General features: G+C 58.7%; 15 protein-coding genes. 8 read left to right on the top strand and 7 right to left on the bottom strand.

Annotation, left to right across the window (positions count from 1 at the left end):
- The first annotated feature begins 117 nt into the window (after positions 1-117).
- From PspR84_RS24885 to PspR84_RS24895, 3 genes are all read left to right on the top strand, one after another.
- Positions 118-1,086, top strand: a complete 969-nt coding sequence (locus tag PspR84_RS24885; protein WP_034153846.1) for a polyprenyl synthetase family protein — start codon at positions 118-120, stop codon at positions 1,084-1,086.
- A gap of 147 nt (positions 1,087-1,233) precedes the next feature.
- Positions 1,234-1,575, top strand: coding sequence for a zinc ribbon domain-containing protein YjdM (locus tag PspR84_RS24890; protein ID WP_016986200.1), 342 nt, complete (start codon positions 1,234-1,236; stop codon positions 1,573-1,575).
- Positions 1,576-1,779: 204 nt separating this feature from the next.
- Positions 1,780-2,037, top strand: a complete 258-nt coding sequence (locus PspR84_RS24895; protein ID WP_034153845.1) for a hypothetical protein — start codon at positions 1,780-1,782, stop codon at positions 2,035-2,037.
- 132 nt (positions 2,038-2,169) lie between these two features.
- Here PspR84_RS24895 and PspR84_RS24900 read toward each other — a convergent pair whose 3' ends face one another.
- The 3 genes from PspR84_RS24900 to PspR84_RS24910 all read right to left on the bottom strand — a co-directional run bounded on the left by PspR84_RS24900 (position 2,170) and on the right by PspR84_RS24910 (position 3,839).
- The gene (locus PspR84_RS24900) at positions 2,170-2,787 is read right to left on the bottom strand and encodes an FKBP-type peptidyl-prolyl cis-trans isomerase (protein WP_008078561.1); all 618 of its coding nucleotides are present in this window, start codon (positions 2,785-2,787) and stop codon (positions 2,170-2,172) included.
- Between the two features lie 122 nt (positions 2,788-2,909).
- Positions 2,910-3,215 carry a DUF6482 family protein gene (locus PspR84_RS24905; protein ID WP_160059482.1) on the bottom strand — a complete coding sequence of 102 codons (306 nt, stop codon included), beginning with the start codon at positions 3,213-3,215 and terminating at the stop codon, positions 2,910-2,912.
- Between the two features lie 135 nt (positions 3,216-3,350).
- On the bottom strand, positions 3,351-3,839 hold the full coding sequence (locus PspR84_RS24910; RefSeq protein WP_007909801.1) for a TIGR00645 family protein: 489 nt from the start codon (positions 3,837-3,839) through the stop codon (positions 3,351-3,353).
- Positions 3,840-4,001: 162 nt separating this feature from the next.
- Here PspR84_RS24910 and PspR84_RS24915 point away from each other — a divergent pair, with 162 nt between their 5' ends.
- Positions 4,002-5,831 carry a hypothetical protein gene (locus tag PspR84_RS24915; RefSeq protein WP_160059483.1) on the top strand — a complete coding sequence of 610 codons (1,830 nt, stop codon included), beginning with the start codon at positions 4,002-4,004 and terminating at the stop codon, positions 5,829-5,831.
- Between the two features lie 36 nt (positions 5,832-5,867).
- Here the strand turns inward: PspR84_RS24915 and PspR84_RS24920 are convergent, their stop codons facing one another.
- Both PspR84_RS24920 and PspR84_RS24925 read right to left on the bottom strand, forming a co-directional pair.
- The gene (locus PspR84_RS24920) at positions 5,868-6,182 is read right to left on the bottom strand and encodes a hypothetical protein (protein ID WP_007909799.1); all 315 of its coding nucleotides are present in this window, start codon (positions 6,180-6,182) and stop codon (positions 5,868-5,870) included.
- A 311-nt stretch (positions 6,183-6,493) separates the two neighbouring features.
- Positions 6,494-8,932: an ATP-binding protein gene (locus PspR84_RS24925; protein WP_095125459.1), complete on the bottom strand. Its 2,439-nt coding sequence runs from the start codon at positions 8,930-8,932 to the stop codon at positions 6,494-6,496.
- A 277-nt stretch (positions 8,933-9,209) separates the two neighbouring features.
- Between PspR84_RS24925 and PspR84_RS24930 the strand changes: the two genes are divergently transcribed.
- From PspR84_RS24930 to PspR84_RS24945, 4 genes are all read left to right on the top strand, one after another.
- Positions 9,210-9,698, top strand: coding sequence for a DUF3015 domain-containing protein (locus PspR84_RS24930; RefSeq protein ID WP_007909797.1), 489 nt, complete (start codon positions 9,210-9,212; stop codon positions 9,696-9,698).
- A 94-nt stretch (positions 9,699-9,792) separates the two neighbouring features.
- On the top strand, positions 9,793-11,646 hold the full coding sequence (locus tag PspR84_RS24935; RefSeq protein WP_160059484.1) for a DUF4105 domain-containing protein: 1,854 nt from the start codon (positions 9,793-9,795) through the stop codon (positions 11,644-11,646).
- Positions 11,647-11,860: 214 nt separating this feature from the next.
- A complete protein-coding gene (locus PspR84_RS24940; protein WP_038361731.1) occupies positions 11,861-12,217 on the top strand; it encodes a hypothetical protein in 357 nt (118 codons plus the stop codon).
- A 70-nt stretch (positions 12,218-12,287) separates the two neighbouring features.
- On the top strand, positions 12,288-12,782 hold the full coding sequence (locus PspR84_RS24945) for a GreA/GreB family elongation factor (RefSeq protein WP_160059485.1): 495 nt from the start codon (positions 12,288-12,290) through the stop codon (positions 12,780-12,782).
- Here the strand turns inward: PspR84_RS24945 and gdhA are convergent.
- Together gdhA and ettA are read right to left on the bottom strand one after the other, a co-directional pair.
- Entirely contained in the window at positions 12,779-14,116 is a 1,338-nt protein-coding gene (gene gdhA / locus PspR84_RS24950; RefSeq protein WP_160059486.1) for an NADP-specific glutamate dehydrogenase, read from the bottom strand. The two genes, PspR84_RS24945 and gdhA, sit on opposite strands and share 4 nt — an antisense overlap.
- A gap of 347 nt (positions 14,117-14,463) precedes the next feature.
- Positions 14,464-16,128 (bottom strand): energy-dependent translational throttle protein EttA, encoded by a 1,665-nt coding sequence (gene ettA, locus PspR84_RS24955; RefSeq protein ID WP_077574610.1) that lies wholly within the window; start codon positions 16,126-16,128, stop codon positions 14,464-14,466.
- Positions 16,129-16,253 lie beyond the last annotated feature (125 nt).

Consider the following 16,253-nt stretch of genomic DNA (forward strand, 5'->3'; position numbering starts at 1 on the left):
GGGTGCGCGATTGTACGCAAGCCGCCGCAGGCTTGCAAGTAGCCGTCCATCGCGCCTTGACAGGTCCGGATGGGGGTCCTAGCATGCCGCGCAACCCTTCTGGAGCGACTCTCGCTGATGCAACCCCAAGCTTTCTACCGCGCGGTGGCGGACGATTTTAGCGCCGTCGACGGCATCATCAAGAAGCAGCTGACTTCCCGAGTACCGCTGGTATCGAAAATCGGCGATTACATCACCTCGGCCGGCGGCAAACGTCTGCGCCCTTTATTAGTGTTGCTGTGTGGCAAGGCCCTGGGTCGCGAAGGCGATGACATGCGTCTGCTGGCCGCCACCATCGAATTCCTGCACACCGCGACCCTGCTGCATGACGACGTGGTCGACATGTCCGGCATGCGCCGTGGCCGTTCGACCGCCAATGCCATGTGGGGCAACGCTCCGAGCGTGCTGGTCGGCGACTTCCTGTACTCGCGCTCGTTCGAAATGATGGTCGAACTGGGCTCGATGCCGGTGATGAAGATCCTGTCCCAGGCCACGCGCATCATCGCTGAAGGCGAAGTGCTGCAGCTGTCCAAAGTTCGCGATGCCAGCACCACCGAAGAAACCTACATGGAAGTCATCCGCGGCAAGACCGCGATGCTCTTTGAAGCCTCGACCCACAGTGCTGCCGCACTGGCCGGCGCTACCGCCGAACAGAGCGAAGCCCTGCGCACCTTCGGTGATCACCTGGGTGTGGCCTTCCAACTGGTCGACGATTTGCTCGACTACAAGGGCGACGCTGAGACCTTGGGCAAGAACGTCGGCGACGATCTGGCCGAAGGCAAGCCGACTCTGCCGCTGATCTACACCATGCGCGAAGGTACGGCTGAACAGGCTGCACTGGTGCGTCAGGCGATCCAGAAAGGCGGAATCGAAGACCTGGAAAGCATCCGCATTGCCGTGGAAGCTTCCGGTTCGCTGGAATACACCGCGCAACTGGCCCGTGATTACGTGGCCCGTGCGATCAAGTGCCTTGAGGCGCTGCCGGCAAGTGAATATCGGGATGCCCTGGTTGAACTGAGCGAGTTTGCGGTCGCCCGTACGCACTGATATCGCTGAAGCAAGATCAAAAGATCGCAGCCTTCGGCAGCTCCTACAGGGGTTGTCGACGCTGCGATCTTTTGCTTTTGACTGCCTGAAAAGCTAAAACCCTATACAATGTGCGACTTTTAGCGATCCACACCCCAAGGAGCCTTAGTGAGCACGTTGCCACCCTGCCCGAAATGCAATTCCGAATACACCTACGAAGACGGTACCCAACTGGTGTGCCCGGAGTGCGCCCACGAGTGGTCCGCCAGCGGCGAAGCCGAAGTGGCGTCCGATGATGCCGTGAAGAAAGATTCGGTCGGCAACGTCCTGCAGGACGGCGACACCATCACCGTGATCAAGGACCTCAAGGTCAAGGGCACTTCGCTGGTGGTCAAGGTCGGCACCAAGGTCAAGAACATCCGCCTGTGCGATGGCGACCACGACATCGACTGCAAGATCGACGGCATCGGCCCGATGAAACTCAAATCCGAGTTCGTCAGAAAAGTCTGATTCTGTTGTGATCCATCCCGCGCCAGCCGTGGGATGGAGCTTTGCCCTCCCCGCTCTACCCAGCAAAACCAAGCAATAGCCAAACGCCAGCCGTTTTGACCTTACGCAATCTTTATCCGGAATATTTCACAATCCGCCAATAGACGCTTGCTATTTGACGAATAAGAATTATTCTCATTGAAACCTTTCAAGGAGATGAGAACCATGACTTATTTGATCGACGCTTGGCTGGATCGCCCACACCCTTACCTCAGAATCCTGCATCGGGAAACCGGTGAAGTCTGTGCGGTGCTTGAAGAAGAAGCCTTGCATGAACTGCAGGATCAAGGGGATCTGGACGTCAGCAGTCTGAATTCCAGCGAGCCATTGGTGCTCAAGGAGCTGGTGCGCAATCTGTTTCTGTTCTGCTATGCCCGGGCGTTGCGCCCGACCAGTGAACTGCATCACAAGATAGAATTATGAAACGCGGAAAAAACTGTAGGAGTGAGCCTGCTCGCGAAGACTGATTAACATCCAAAACATTTGTTGGCTGTCACACCGCCATCGCGAGCAGGCTCACTCCTACATTAGCCCGCCATCAAGGCAGGCCCGGTCTTACAGAACGTCCAGCAGCTCGACGTCGAATACCAGAACGCTGTGCGGCGGGATGCTGCCAACGCCTTGAGCGCCGTAAGCCAGTTCGCTCGGCACGTACAGGCGCCATTTGCTGCCGGCATTCATCAGTTGCAGAGCTTCGGTCCAGCCAGCGATTACGCCGCCAACCGGGAATTCAGCAGGCTGGCCACGCTCGTAGGAGCTGTCGAACACAGTGCCGTCGATCAGGGTGCCGTGGTAGTGAGTACGAACCTGGTCTTCACGGGTCGGCTTGGCGCCTTCGCCCTGAGTCAGCACTTCGAATTGCAGGCCGGAAGCCAGGGTGGTGATGCCGTCACGCTTGGCGTTTTCAGCCAGGAAGGCCAGGCCTTCACCGGCAGCGGCTTCAGCTTTGGCAGCCGCTTCGGCTTGCATGATCTCGCGGATCACCTTGAAACTGGCGGACATTTCTTCCTGGCCAACACGGCTTTCCTTACCGGCGAACGCGTCGGTCAGGCCAGCCAGGATCGCGTCCAGGCTAACGCCCGGTGGCGGGTTGTCGCGCAGCTGGTCACCCAACTGACGGCCGATACCGTAGCTGACGCGGGTTTCGTCGGTGGACAGATTTACTTCGGACATGACACTGCTCCGCTGTGCGGACGGCCACAAGACTTGCCGTGCGTGCACAGCGCGTCCCGGCGCGCCCGGAACCAAAAGGGCGAGCAGACTAGCACAGATGCTCCGGCGATGGGGCGGAGCGCCTACAGGGCTGAACGCCAGGCGAGCGGCACCTTCAGACTTTCCTCGCCACTGGCGCCCAGACCACACATTTCATCGTGTACCGAGGTGTGTACGAGGTTGAATGGCAATTCTGGAAAGTTATGCAGCAAATCCCGAGCGTGTTCCACCGAGCGCAATGTCAGCATCCCACCCTTGAGATCACTCAACGGATACGCCGCGCCATGCATCCGTGCTTCGAGCAGGTAAATCCCCCCTTCCATGGAGATCAGGTTCAACTCATCAACCTTCCTGGCGATGGCAAACGCATTCAGCTCTTGCAGGTTCATGAACGCACCTCACACAGTAGCGAATCAGGACCTCTACAGGGATATGCCCGCGCGCACCAAAGCACAAGCCACAAACGACACCGCCCGTCTGTTTCGCAACAGACGGGCGGTGTTTTTGCAGCGATCAACGGTTGATCAGTGCTTGGTGACCTTGTCCAGGTAACCCATGGCGAACGCCGAAACGACGAAGGTCATGTGGATGATCACGTACCACATCAAGTGCTCGGGATCGACGTTCTTGGCGTCCATGAAGATGCGCAGCAAGTGGATCGAGGAGATCGCCACGATCGAAGCGGCGACTTTCATCTTCAGCGACGAAGAGTCCATGGTGCCGAGCCAGCTGAGTTTTTCCTTGCCTTCATCGATGTTCAGTTCAGAGACGAAGTTCTCGTAGCCGGAAATCATCACCATGACCAGCAGGCCGCCGACCAGCGCCATATCGATCAGCGACAGCAGCACCAGAATCAGTTCCGACTCGGCCATTGAGAAGACGTTGGGCAGGATGTGAAAAACTTCCTGGAAAAATTTCAGTGCCAGCGCCAGCAGCCCAAGGGACAGCCCGATATAGATCGGCGCCAGCAGCCAGCGCGAGGCGTACATTGCATTTTCGATAAAGCGTTCCATTGAATCTCACACATGGGGGGCTGGAAATGGCGGCGAGTATAACAGCCCGCTATGACAGCCAGAAACCGCCGAAAAATCCGCCACCTGCGTGTGTGGTTGATTTTTTTTCTGCTAGTGTCCAAACCATTGACAGCCCAGTGACTGTAGACAGGACGTGTGGAAATGGATGTGCGATTGCCGATAACGACCGCCGGAATATGCCTTGCTGTGTTGCTCAGCGGTTGCTCGCCCGGCGACGAGAAACACGCCGCCAGCCTTGAAGAAAAGACCGCAAAGTTCGAACAGTCACTGGACGCCATCACCGATCCAAAGCTCAAGGACGCCATCACCGAACTCGGTGGCTCACTGCTGCTGCTCGAACGGGCGCAGATCAAACTCAATGACAATCCACCGCGCACCGAATATGGCGAAGACGCGCTAGCCGTGCTCAAGCACTACCCTGCCCCGCAGACGCTGGTCGATACCTTCATCAATGGCCTGTTCGTGCTGCACAAGGACGCCAGCTCCGATTACCTCACCGATCTGCAACCGGTGTTCCCGTTCAACCTGAACATTCCCGGCGGCTTCCTGTTCCCCCATGGCGTGGAGTGGCAGTCGGTGACGTTGAGCAACAAGCGCGTGATCGCTTATCAGCCGGAATGGTCGGAAACCGATCCGGGCATTCAACTCAGCCCCTCCAGCTCCAACGTCACCAACCCCGATGACCTGACCGTAACCTACCCGTTCATTGACGGGCTGGACGTGGACAAGAAGACCCTGCCGCAACCGGTCAGCCTGCAAGGCCAGATCGAAGTCATAGCGCCGCGCCGCCTGTACAGCTTCGACCTGACGCAAAAGGACGTCGGCCAGACCCGCACCAACGACAACCTCAGCGTCAAACTGCTGAAGCTTGAACAGAACTATGCCGAAGTCGAATTCAGCAACAACCTGCCACTGGCCGCGGAAGTCGTCGATGCCCAACTCAATCCGCTGATCGTCCAGGCCCGCGATAAAACCGGGCAGTATCTGGTGCGCGCCGGCTCGATCAACGAAAGTCCGGAGCAAGTGTCCTTCTACCAGAAACAACTGGCGTACCTGCAACAGCAGAAAGGCTGGAGCGATACGCTGGAAAAACAGCTCACCCAAGAACAGCAGGATTTCGAGCAAAAACACCCGCGTCGCTACAACAAGGTCTATTTCAATGGCCCGATCGAAACCCTGGAAGTCAGCGTGCTGGATTTTTCCTCGGCAACCGTGACCCGCAAACCGCTGGACCTGCCGATTCGCACGTTCAATCAGCACACCACGGAGAAAGCCATCCAGCCGCTGGATCCGTCGGTGACGGTTTACGACGATCTGGCGGTTAACTGGCTCAAGGGTGCGAGCCTCACCGAAGAACAGCTGAAGGCCGGCATTCGCATTCATCAATCCGTGGAAGAACCGAGCGCTGCCCGCATCGAGTTCTCCCATCGCCGCACGTTCAACGATGAACTGCTGGGCGATGACTTCAGTCCGGGCGTCAGTCCTGTGACGTTCTTCACCGAAAAGCGCAGTGGCAAGCTCGATGAGCCGATCGAACTGCCGCCCGAGGCGTATCAAGTCGATCCACTGCGCGCGACGATCACCTACGACTTGAATCTGTTCCCGGAAACCCCGGCGATTGCGGTCGGCTCGATGCCGTTGTTTCTCGCCGCGGTGACCAAACAGACCTACGACGCCAAGTCATTGCCCAAGGGGCTGGAGATCAAGAACAACCAACTGGTGGTGGATCTGAAACTGTTCCCGCCCAACGAGTGGCGTTTCTTCGTCAAAGACGACAGTGGCAACTACCTCAAGCAGATTCTCTCGGTCAGCCACGATGCAAGCGCAGAAGGCCCGGCGTTGTTTGGTGTGCATTACTTTTATGGCCGCCCCACACACGTGGAGACCTATCAGCGAACCGACCTCGCCACCGTGCAATACGGTTTTGAGGTCAAGCTCGACAAGGCGCCGATGCCTGAGACTGCGCCTTGAAGGGCAAGATCAAAAGATCTCAGCCTGCGGCAGCGCCTAAAGAGCGCGGCCGCGACCACCGTTGATCTGCCGCAATTGAGCTTGCAGGTGCAGGCTCCAGATCTGCGGATCATCGGCTAATTCGTAGCCATGCAGGGTCAGACTTTCGACGATGGTGTCGAGTATCGATTCGGCGGCGACCGGCCCATGAAACGGGCCCTGCGCTTTGATGGCGGAAGGTTGTTCACCGGCCATGCCGGCGGCGAAGAGTAGCGTCCACATGCCGTTATCGCCGGCCAACGGCTTGATGGCGCATTCGATACGGGTCACAAGACCCAGGCACTGACGGGTGAGGCAGAGGTTGCGCGACATGGCGGCGACCCTCGGTGAAGCCGGTATTCAGCCCCCACGGGAGGACTGGCTCGATCCAGTGATACTGTCGATATCCTTGAGCTGAGAATAGAAGAAAAGTCCGCTGCGCAAGCCGAATGAGACCAGAAGGCGCCGAATGGTCATTGTGTGAATATTGGCGTCAGAGTTGTGGCGAATTTTCGATGGATTCACACCAAACAAATGTGGGAGCGAGCCTGCTCGCGAATGCGGAGTGTCAGGCAACTTATTCGTCGTCTGATACACCGCTTTCGCGAGCAGGCTCGCTCCCACAGTTTTTATCGCATGAAGGCTCAGGCCGGTTTTGCTTCGGCTAATGCCTCTTGGGCCAACTCTTTCTCGGCTTCCTTGAGGTCTTCTTCGCTAATCATCTCGGCGATGTCGCGCAAGCGCTCGACCACCCGTGCATTGATGCTGCCTTCCGGGAATTCGCCATCGGCATTCGGTTCACCCGCCGGTTCGCCCACCAACAGACTCAACGCTTCATCCGCCTGACGCACCGCGTAAACGTGGAACTGCCCGGCGCGCACCGCCGCCAGCACTTTCTCATCGAGCATCAGCGTGGCGACGTTGGCCTGCGGAATGATTGCGCCCTGCTCGCCGGTCAGCCCGCGCGCCTCACAGAGACGGAAGAAGCCTTCGATTTTCTCGTTGACCCCGCCCACCGCTTGCACTTCACCGAACTGGTTGATCGAGCCGGTGATCGCAAAACACTGCTTGAGCGGGGTTTTCGACAGCGCCGAAATCAGCGTGCACGCCTCACCCAGGGACGCACTGTCGCCATCGACGTAACCGTACGACTGCTCCAGCGCGATGCTCGCGGAAATCGCCAGCGGGAATTCCTGCGCATAACGGCTGCCCAGATACCCGGTGAGGATCATCACGCCTTTGGAGTGGATCGGCTGACCGAGGTTGACCTCACGCTCGATGTCGACAATGCCGCTGCCGCCCGGATAGACCGTGGCGGAAATCCGCGCCGGCACACCAAACGCCGAGTCGCCGACTTCAAGCACGGTCAGACCATTGCACTTGCCGACTGCGGCGCCATCGGTGTCGATCAGGATGATCCCGGCGAGCATGTCGTCGAGAATCCGCGCCGACACACGTCCGGTGCGTGTAGCTTTGGCTTTCAACGCGCGTTCGATGTGCCCGGCGTCGGTCATTTCATCGCCGGCCAGGTGACGAATGAAATCCGCCTCGCTGACCAGTTGAAACAGGTCGCCAATGCGCGCCGACAAACGCCCCTGATGCTCGGCCAGACGTGCGCTGTAAGTCGCCAGACGCGCTACTGCGTCGGCGGTCAGCGGCGCCATGCCTTCTTCCGATGTGCGGGTTTTCAGCAGTTGGGCAAATTGCTCCAGGCTTTCGTCGACCATCGGGATGTCTTCATCGAAGTCGACCAGAACGCGGAACATCTCCTGGAAGTCTGGATCGAGGTCTTGCAGCGTGTAATAAAGCGACCGCGCACCGATGATAATGACTTTGACCTGCAACGGAATGTGCTGCGGGTTGAGGGTCACGGTGGCGAAACGGCCCATCTCGCCCAGCGGCGATTCCATTTTCAGCTTGCGCGATTGCAGGGCGCGTTTCAGCGCATCCCACACGAACGGCTCACTGAGCATTTTTTCCGCTTCAAGGATCAGGAAGCCACCGTTGGCGCGGTGCAAGGCACCCGGACGCAGCTGGCGATAGGTGGTGTAAAGCGCACCCTGATCGGTGGTGTATTCGATACGGCCGAAGAGGTTTTCGTAAGTCGGGTGCGGTTCGAACACCACCGGCGCACCGCCACTCACCGGATGGCCGACCACCAGGCTTGGCGCGTATTGCTCTTCCAGCAGTTTGCGTGCGACGGCGTCAGTCTTGCTGTCGTCGACCAGTTGCTCGACCACGGTTTTCAGCAGATACACCTGCATCGCTTGCAGGTAGCCGCACACCGCAGCGTTCTCGGCATACTTCTCCGACAACGGCGACAGCAACGGCTGCAGCGCCAAGGTGATGGTTTCTTCGTTGAGCGAACGCAGCTGATTGTTCGACTCGCGTTTCCACTGCGGCAGGCTGGCGAGTTCTTCGTTCAGACGCTCTTCGAGACCGGAGATGTCATCGTGGAAACGCTCACGATCGGCTTCCGGCAACTGAGCGAATTCGGCTTCGTCCAGCGCCTTGCCATCGAGCATCGGCGTGAAGGCGATGTTGCTGCTGTCGCGGTACAGGGCGACGTCTTTTTCCAGGGCCAGACGCTCGATGATGTCGAGAGCCTTGTCGTAGCGCTGGTTGAAAGCGCGGTCGATGGCGCTTTTCTTCTGCTGGTAGGACGGGTGCTCGAACACTGCCGGAAACGTCGCCAGCAGGTTGTCGATCAAACCGTTGATGTCACCGATGAATGCACCGGCAGTGCCCGACGGCAGTTCCAGTGCGCGCGGTTCGCGCGGCTCATCGAAGTTATTGACGTAGACCCAGTCCGCCGGGGTCTGCAGGCGTTTGCCTTCGGCCTTCAGGTAGCGTTTGACGAACGAGAAACGGCCGGTGCCGGGCTCGCCCATGACGAAAACGTTGTAACCGGGGCGTGGCATGGCCACACCGAACTGCAAGGCTTCGACCGCGCGTTCCTGGCCGAGCACACCGCGAAAGGGCTCCAGATCATTGGTGGTAGTGAAGCTGAACTGTTCAGCGGAAAACGGACGGGTCAGCGCTTCGGGCGCGAGACGCAAGCTGGCAGCAACAGGATCAGGCATCGGGCTTCCTTAACAATCAGGCGGGGCAGATAGCGGCATTCTGGCGCTGCCCGTGCCCCACTGGCAAGGCGCGCCACACTACAAAGCATAGACAACCGCCCGCCCCTGCCCCGGCACTCGTGAAATCGGGGTTATCGCCAAATCTTTTGTAAAAACTCACGGAACCCCAGGAACGTGCCTAAACTCCAAACTGCGCGGCTGGAACTAATACTGGCCCACTGGCACCGTCAGGTGTCAGAACCCTGTCCATTGGTATGCACACAAAGAGAAAAAAGCTATGAAACGGATTCTTCTCGGTACTCTCTTCACCGCTGTATCCATCAACGCAATGGCGCAAGCTCCAGGCGGCCCGGATTGCGGTTGGGGCAACATGCTGTTCGAAGGTCAGCGTGGCACCCCTGCTCACTTCCTCGCTTCCACCACCAACGGCACTTCCGGTAACGCCACCTTCGGGATGACGTCCGGCACCAACGGTTGCTCGACCAACGCATCGCTGACCTACGGCGGCAAATCCTGGTTTGCCATGAATGGCATGATGAACGAGCTGTCCGAAGACATGGCCAAAGGCAACGGCGAAGCGCTGACGACTTATGCCGTGGTACTGGGCGTGGCGCCGGAAGATCGCGCGCACTTCGCTGCTGTGACTCACGAGCACTTCCAGCAGATCTTCAGCAAGGCTGACGTGACCGCTGAAGACGTGCATACCAACACCCTGGCCGTACTGAAATCGGATCCTCGTCTGGCCAAGTACGCAACTCAGGCTTAAGCTCGACCCCACCCGCTTCCTTCGGGAAGCGGGTTTTGTTTTTTCGGCCCGCCCTCCTTGGGTCTTTATTTCTTTCCTGTTCAAGTTGCCGACTATGCTCAAACGCCTTGCCTGGCTGGCGCTCTGTGTCTGCGCCCCGCTGTCCGCCGCGCCAAACATCGACCCTCAACGTTTGCAGCAACTGGCCAACGACCGCTTCTGGATTTCCCTCGGTCACTACGAAACCGCCAAGCTTGGCGGCTGGCGCAGCTATGTCAGTGACAAGAAGTTCTTTCTCGCGCCCGATGGCAATGAACATCCCGATCATGAACTCGCCGCGACCGTGCAAGCGCTGTACGCCCCGGCCAATCTCGGCGAGCAACATGCGCAATGCGTTTATCCGGCGCGCACGCGCTGGCTGAAAGCACAGCTCAACCTCAGCGATCTGCCGACACCTGCATGCGCCGAGTACAAGAAGTGGTTCAAGGATGTTTCGCCGCACAGCGCGGTGATGATCTTCCCGGCGGCTTATTTGAACAGTCCGTCATCGATGTTCGGCCACACCCTGCTGCGCATCGACCAGGCTGACGTGCAGGCCGACAAGACCTCGCTGCTGAGTTACGCGATCAACTTCGGCGCCTACATCGAAGGCTCGGACAACAGCATTCTGTACGCCTGGAAAGGCCTGATGGGCGGGTACCCGGGGCTGTTCGCGCTAGTGCCCTATCAGGAAAAGCTCTCCGAGTACCGCAGCCTGGAAAACCGCGACCTGTGGGAATACCGACTGAATCTGACCCAAGAAGAAACCGCGCGCATGGTCGAGCATGTGTGGGAGTTGAAGCAGATTCAGTTCGACTATTTCTTCTTCGATGAAAACTGCTCGTATCGTCTGCTTGAGTTGCTGCAGGTGGCACGGCCGAGTCTGCGCCTGACCGAACAATTCCCGTTGACCGCGATTCCCACCGACACCGTCAAAGCGGTGAAAGAAGCCGGGCTGGTGGAAAGTATCGAATACCGCCCGTCCCGCGAGCGCGAATTGCTCAGCCGTGCCGAGCCTTTGAATAGTGACGAACAGCAATGGGTGCTGAACGTCAGCACCGATCAACAGCAGTTGCAGGATCCGGCGTTCAAAGCCCTGCCCCGCGACCGTCAAGCGTTGATCATCGACGCGGCATATCGTCTGGAGCGCTACCGCGCCAACGGTCAGGAGCGCGATCCACAACGGGCACAGCGCAGCTTTGAACTGCTGCGAGCGATCAACAAGAACCCGGCGCCGGAGTTGGACATTCCGCAGCCAGGCTTGCCGGAAGACGGCCACGAATCACGCACATGGCAGGCCGGCCTCGGTACCCGTGGTGATCGTGCATTCGGTGAGTACGGTTTGCGCATGGCCTATCACGACCTCAACGACAATGCCGAGAGCTTCCCGCTCGGCGCGCAGATTGAAATCCTGCAGATGAAATTGCGTCAGTACGAAGGCAATCACTGGCAGTTTCAGCAACTGGATCTGGCGACGATTCGTTCGCTGACGCCGCGCAATGAGTTGTTGCAGCCATTGTCGTGGCAAGTTACCGGTGGTCTCGAGCGTGTACCGGGCAAGCATGATGACGAAACGCTGGTCAGCCATGTGAATGGTGGTGGCGGCGGCACCTGGGCGCTTGGGGATGATGTACTGGGCTTTGCCCTCGGCACCGTGCGGGTTGAACACAACAACGATTTCGCCGAGTTCGTGTCCCCGGCCGGCGGTTTCAATACCGGCGTGTTGTGGAAAAACCCGTTGGGCAATCTGAGCCTGGAAGCCAAGGGTGATTATTTCTTCAATGGCGAAGTGCGTCGTAGCCTGAGTCTGAATCAGCAGTGGGAGTTATCGCGCAATCTGGGTTTGCGCCTGAGTGCGCAGCGTGAGTTCAGCCATCTCGCCACGCCTGAAACCGAAGTGATGCTTGAAGTAAAGTGGTATCACTATTGATCCTGAACACATCCCCCTTGTAGGAGTGAGCCTGCTCGCGATAGCAATTCATAAGTCACTGTTGCGGTGACTGATACACCGCTATCGCGAGCAGGCTCACTCCTACAGGGGATTTGTGGCGCTCAACGAATTACTCACACGCCTTTCACCAACGCCCGACGAATCCCCTTCTAGACTTTCCCCATAAGCCGGACAACCGGCGCGGGAGAGTGCGATGTGGCGGTGTGCGGGTTTGTTGGGTGTTGTGCTGTTGCTGGGCGGTTGCCAGACCACCCATGAAGACTTGATCGCCAAGGGATATCCACCGGCCTTCGCCGACGGCTTCGATGATGGCTGCATCAGCGGTCGTCAGGCCGCCGGTTCGATCAGCGGCGAATTCCGCAAGAACGTGCCGCGCTATCTCAAGGACAAGCAATACGCCGAAGGCTGGACCGACGGCTTTCGCCAGTGTCAGGCAATGCTGGAAAACAAGGATCGCGAGCAGTACCGCAACGAACACTGGGACGAACGCGAGCGCGCCTGGCAGCAACAGAAAGATCAGGACGCCGGGCGGGCCTATCGCTCGCAATAGGTCGTTTCCAGACATCCAGTGAAACCAAATGCCTGCGAGCATGGCCCAAACCTCATACGAGGAGGACACCATGAGTCGCGCATTCGTCAACGAAGACAACGCCGCCGCGCAAGCCGATCAGCCGGTCGAACGGCAGGTCAGCGCGCAGCCCAATTACGTCACGGCGCAAGGGCTGGCGCAGTTGCAAGAAAAAGTCGCCGAACTGCAAACCCTACATGCCGAACAATCGGCCAGAGGTGAACAGGCCGACAAACAACGGCTGGCGGATCTGCAACGGGATTTGCGTTATTTCAATCAGCGCCTGAGCAGCGCACAAGTCGCCGTAGCAGCAACGTCCAGAGACAAAGTGCAGATCGGCAGTTGGGTGACCTACGCCGATGAGCACGACACCGAACACCGCGTGCAACTGGTCGGCGAGGATCAAGCCGATGCCAGCAAAGGCCTGATCAATTGGGGCTCACCCTTGGGCCGGGCGCTGCTCGGTGCCCGACTCAACGACGAGGTGCTGTGGCAGCGCCCCGCCGGCGATCAAATCATCGAAGTGATCCGCATCGAACCGGCTTAAACCACGCCTTGCGCCAACATCGCGTCGGCGACTTTGACAAAACCGGCGATGTTCGCGCCTTTGACGTAGTTGATCTGCCCGTTCTCTTCGCCGTAATGCACGCAAGCGTGGTGGATCGACTGCATGATCGCGTGCAGCTTGCTGTCGACCTCACCTGCCGTCCACAGCAGGCGCATGGCGTTCTGCGACATCTCCAGACCACTCACCGCCACGCCGCCGGCGTTGGACGCCTTGCCCGGGGCAAACAGAATCCCGGCCTCGATAAAGATATCCACAGCCTCCAGCGTGGTCGGCATGTTCGCGCCTTCGGCCACGCATACGCAGCCATTGCGCAGCAGCGTGCGTGCGGCTTCAGCGTCGAGTTCGTTCTGCGTGGCGCACGGCAGCGCGATGTCGCACGGCAGCGACCACGGCAGTTGACCGGCGCGGAATTCCAGACCGAATGCCGCCGCCAATTCGCTGATACGCCCACGTTTGACGTTTTTCAGTTCCAGCAGCGCCAGCCACTGCTCTTCGCTCAGCCCGGCTTCGCAATACAGCGTGCCTTCGGAGTCGGACAAGGAAATCACCTTGCCGCCCAGATCCATGACTTTGCGCGCGGCGTATTGCGCCACGTTGCCGGAACCGGAGATCGCCACGCGTTTGCCTTCGACGGTCTGCTCGCGGCGCTTGAGCATTTCTTCAGCGAAGTACACGCAACCGAAACCGGTGGCTTCCGGACGAATCAGACTGCCGCCGTAGGTCATGCCTTTGCCGGTCAAAACGCTGGTGAACTGGTTGCTCAGGCGTTTGTACTGGCCGAAGAGGAAGCCGATCTCGCGCGCACCGACACCGATATCACCGGCCGGCACGTCAACGTCGGCGCCGATGTGGCGGTACAACTCACTCATGAAGGCCTGGCAGAAACGCATGACTTCGGCGTCGCTCTTGCCCTTCGGATCGAAGTCGGAACCGCCCTTGCCGCCGCCCATGGGCAGCGAGGTCAGGGAGTTTTTGAAGGTCTGTTCGAAGGCGAGGAATTTCAGCACACCCAGGTTCACCGACGGATGGAAGCGCAAGCCGCCCTTGTACGGGCCGATCGCGCTGTTCATCTGGATGCGGAAACCGCGATTGACCTGGACCTTGCCCTGATCGTCGACCCATGACACGCGGAACACCACGGCGCGCTCCGGCTCGCAGATGCGCTCCAGAATCCCCGAGGTGAGGTAATGCGGATTGGCTTCTAGAAACGGCCACAGACTGCGCAGGACTTCTTCGACGGCCTGGTGGAATTCGGGTTGATCCGGGTCGCGTTTTTTCAAGCGGGCGAGGAAGGATTCGACGGATTCGATCATGGCAAAAGTCTCGGCAAATTTATTGTCGTTGGAGGAGATTGGGCCGGACTGTAACAAACGAATTGCGCACTGGAACAGAGCAAAATGTCGCAGTTATGAAATTAAATGGTGCACAGGATATAAATTCGAAAGAATTTCCAGGTGATTTCGCACCTGAATGGGGAGCCGGGATTCAAGCAATGCACCAGCAGTTATACCCCTTTCGCGAGCAGGCTCGCTCCCACAGGGGAATGCATTTCAAATGTGGGAGCGAGCCTGCTCGCGAAGGGGTCACCTCGGTACTCCCAAAAAACCAGGCAAAAAAAACGGAGCCCGAAGGCTCCGCTCTTTTATGCAACCAACCCGAATCAGGCCAGTTTCTTGTGACGTACCCGGTGTGGCTGGGCAGCTGCTTCGCCGAGGCGTTTCTTGCGATCCGCTTCGTACTCGGTGTAGTTACCTTCGAAGAAGATCGCTTGCGAGTCGTCTTCGTACGCCAGAATGTGCGTCGCCACACGGTCAAGGAACCACCGATCGTGAGAGATCACAATGGCGGCGCCCGGGAAGTCCAGCAGGGCTTCTTCCAGCGAACGCAGGGTTTCCACGTCGAGGTCGTTGGATGGTTCGTCGAGCAGCAGGACGTTGCCGCCCTCCTTCAGGGTCAGCGCCAGGTGCAGACGACCGCGCTCACCACCGGACAGATCCTTGACGAACTTCTGCTGATCGCCGCCCTTGAAGTTGAAACGACCGACGTAGGTGCGCGACGGAATCTCGTAGTTGCCGATGCGGATCTGGTCGGAACCGTCGGAGATTTGCTGGAACACAGTCTTGCTGCCATCGAGGTCATCGCGGCTCTGATCGACGCACGCCAGTTGCACGGTTTCGCCGACTTCGATGCTGCCCGAATCCGGTGTTTCCTTGCCCATCAACATGCGGAACAGAGTCGACTTACCGGCACCGTTACCGCCGATCACGCCAACGATGGCGCCCTTCGGCATCGCGAACGACAGATTGTCGATCAACACGCGATCGCCGTAGCCCTTGGTGACGTTCTTGAATTCGATGACCTTGTCGCCCAAGCGTGGACCAGCCGGGATGTAGATCTCGTTGGTTTCGCTGCGCTTCTGGAATTCCTGCGATTGCATTTCTTCGAAGCGTTGCAGACGAGCCTTGGATTTCGACTGGCGGGCTTTCGCGCCTTTGCGCACCCACTCCAGTTCTTCCTTCATGGCTTTTTCGTGGGCCGACTGCTGCTTGGATTCGGCGGCCAGACGATCGGACTTGGCTTCAAGCCAACCCGAGTAGTTGCCTTCGTACGGGATGCCCGCGCCGCGGTCGAGTTCGAGAATCCAGCCAGCGACGTTGTCGAGGAAGTAACGGTCGTGCGTGATCGCTACCACGGTGCCCGGGAAGTCGTGCAGGAAGTGCTCCAGCCACGCAACGGAATCGGCGTCCAAGTGGTTGGTTGGTTCGTCGAGCAGCAGCATGTCCGGCGCGGACAGCAGCAGGCGGCACAGGGCCACACGACGTTTTTCACCACCAGAGAGGAATTCGACCTTGGCGTCCCAGGCCGGCAGACGCAGTGCGTCGGCGGCGACTTCCAGTTGACGATCGAGGTTGTGACCGTCGCTGGCTTGCAGGATCGCTTCGAGCTTGGCTTGCTCGGCAGCCAGCTTGTCGAAGTCGGCGTCTTCTTCAGCGTAAGCCGCGTAGACCTCGTCCAGGCGAGCCTGGGCGTTCTTGATCACGCTGACCGCTTCCTCGACCACTTCACGCACGGTCTTGGTCGGATCAAGTTGCGGCTCTTGCGGCAGATAACCGATGTTCAGCTCCGGCATCGGACGGGCTTCGCCCTCGAACTCGGTGTCGACGCCGGCCATGATTTTCAGCAGCGTGGACTTACCCGAACCGTTGAGGCCGAGTACGCCGATCTTGGCGCCGGGGAAGAAGGACAGCGAAATGTTTTTGAGAATTTCCCGCTTCGGCGGAACAACTTTGCCCAGCCGATGCATGGTGAAGACGTATTGAGCCATGGAGAACCTTGGGTCAGTGACAGATGAATGATTGCAGCGCAGGCGAAGCCCGGCCAGACCATGCGCGTCGTTCACTTGATGGTTATCAATGCGTGCGCGCTGAAAAAGTCTGAGTCTAGGAGCTG

This window comes from Pseudomonas sp. R84, assembly GCF_009834515.1.
GTDB lineage: Bacteria > Pseudomonadota > Gammaproteobacteria > Pseudomonadales > Pseudomonadaceae > Aquipseudomonas.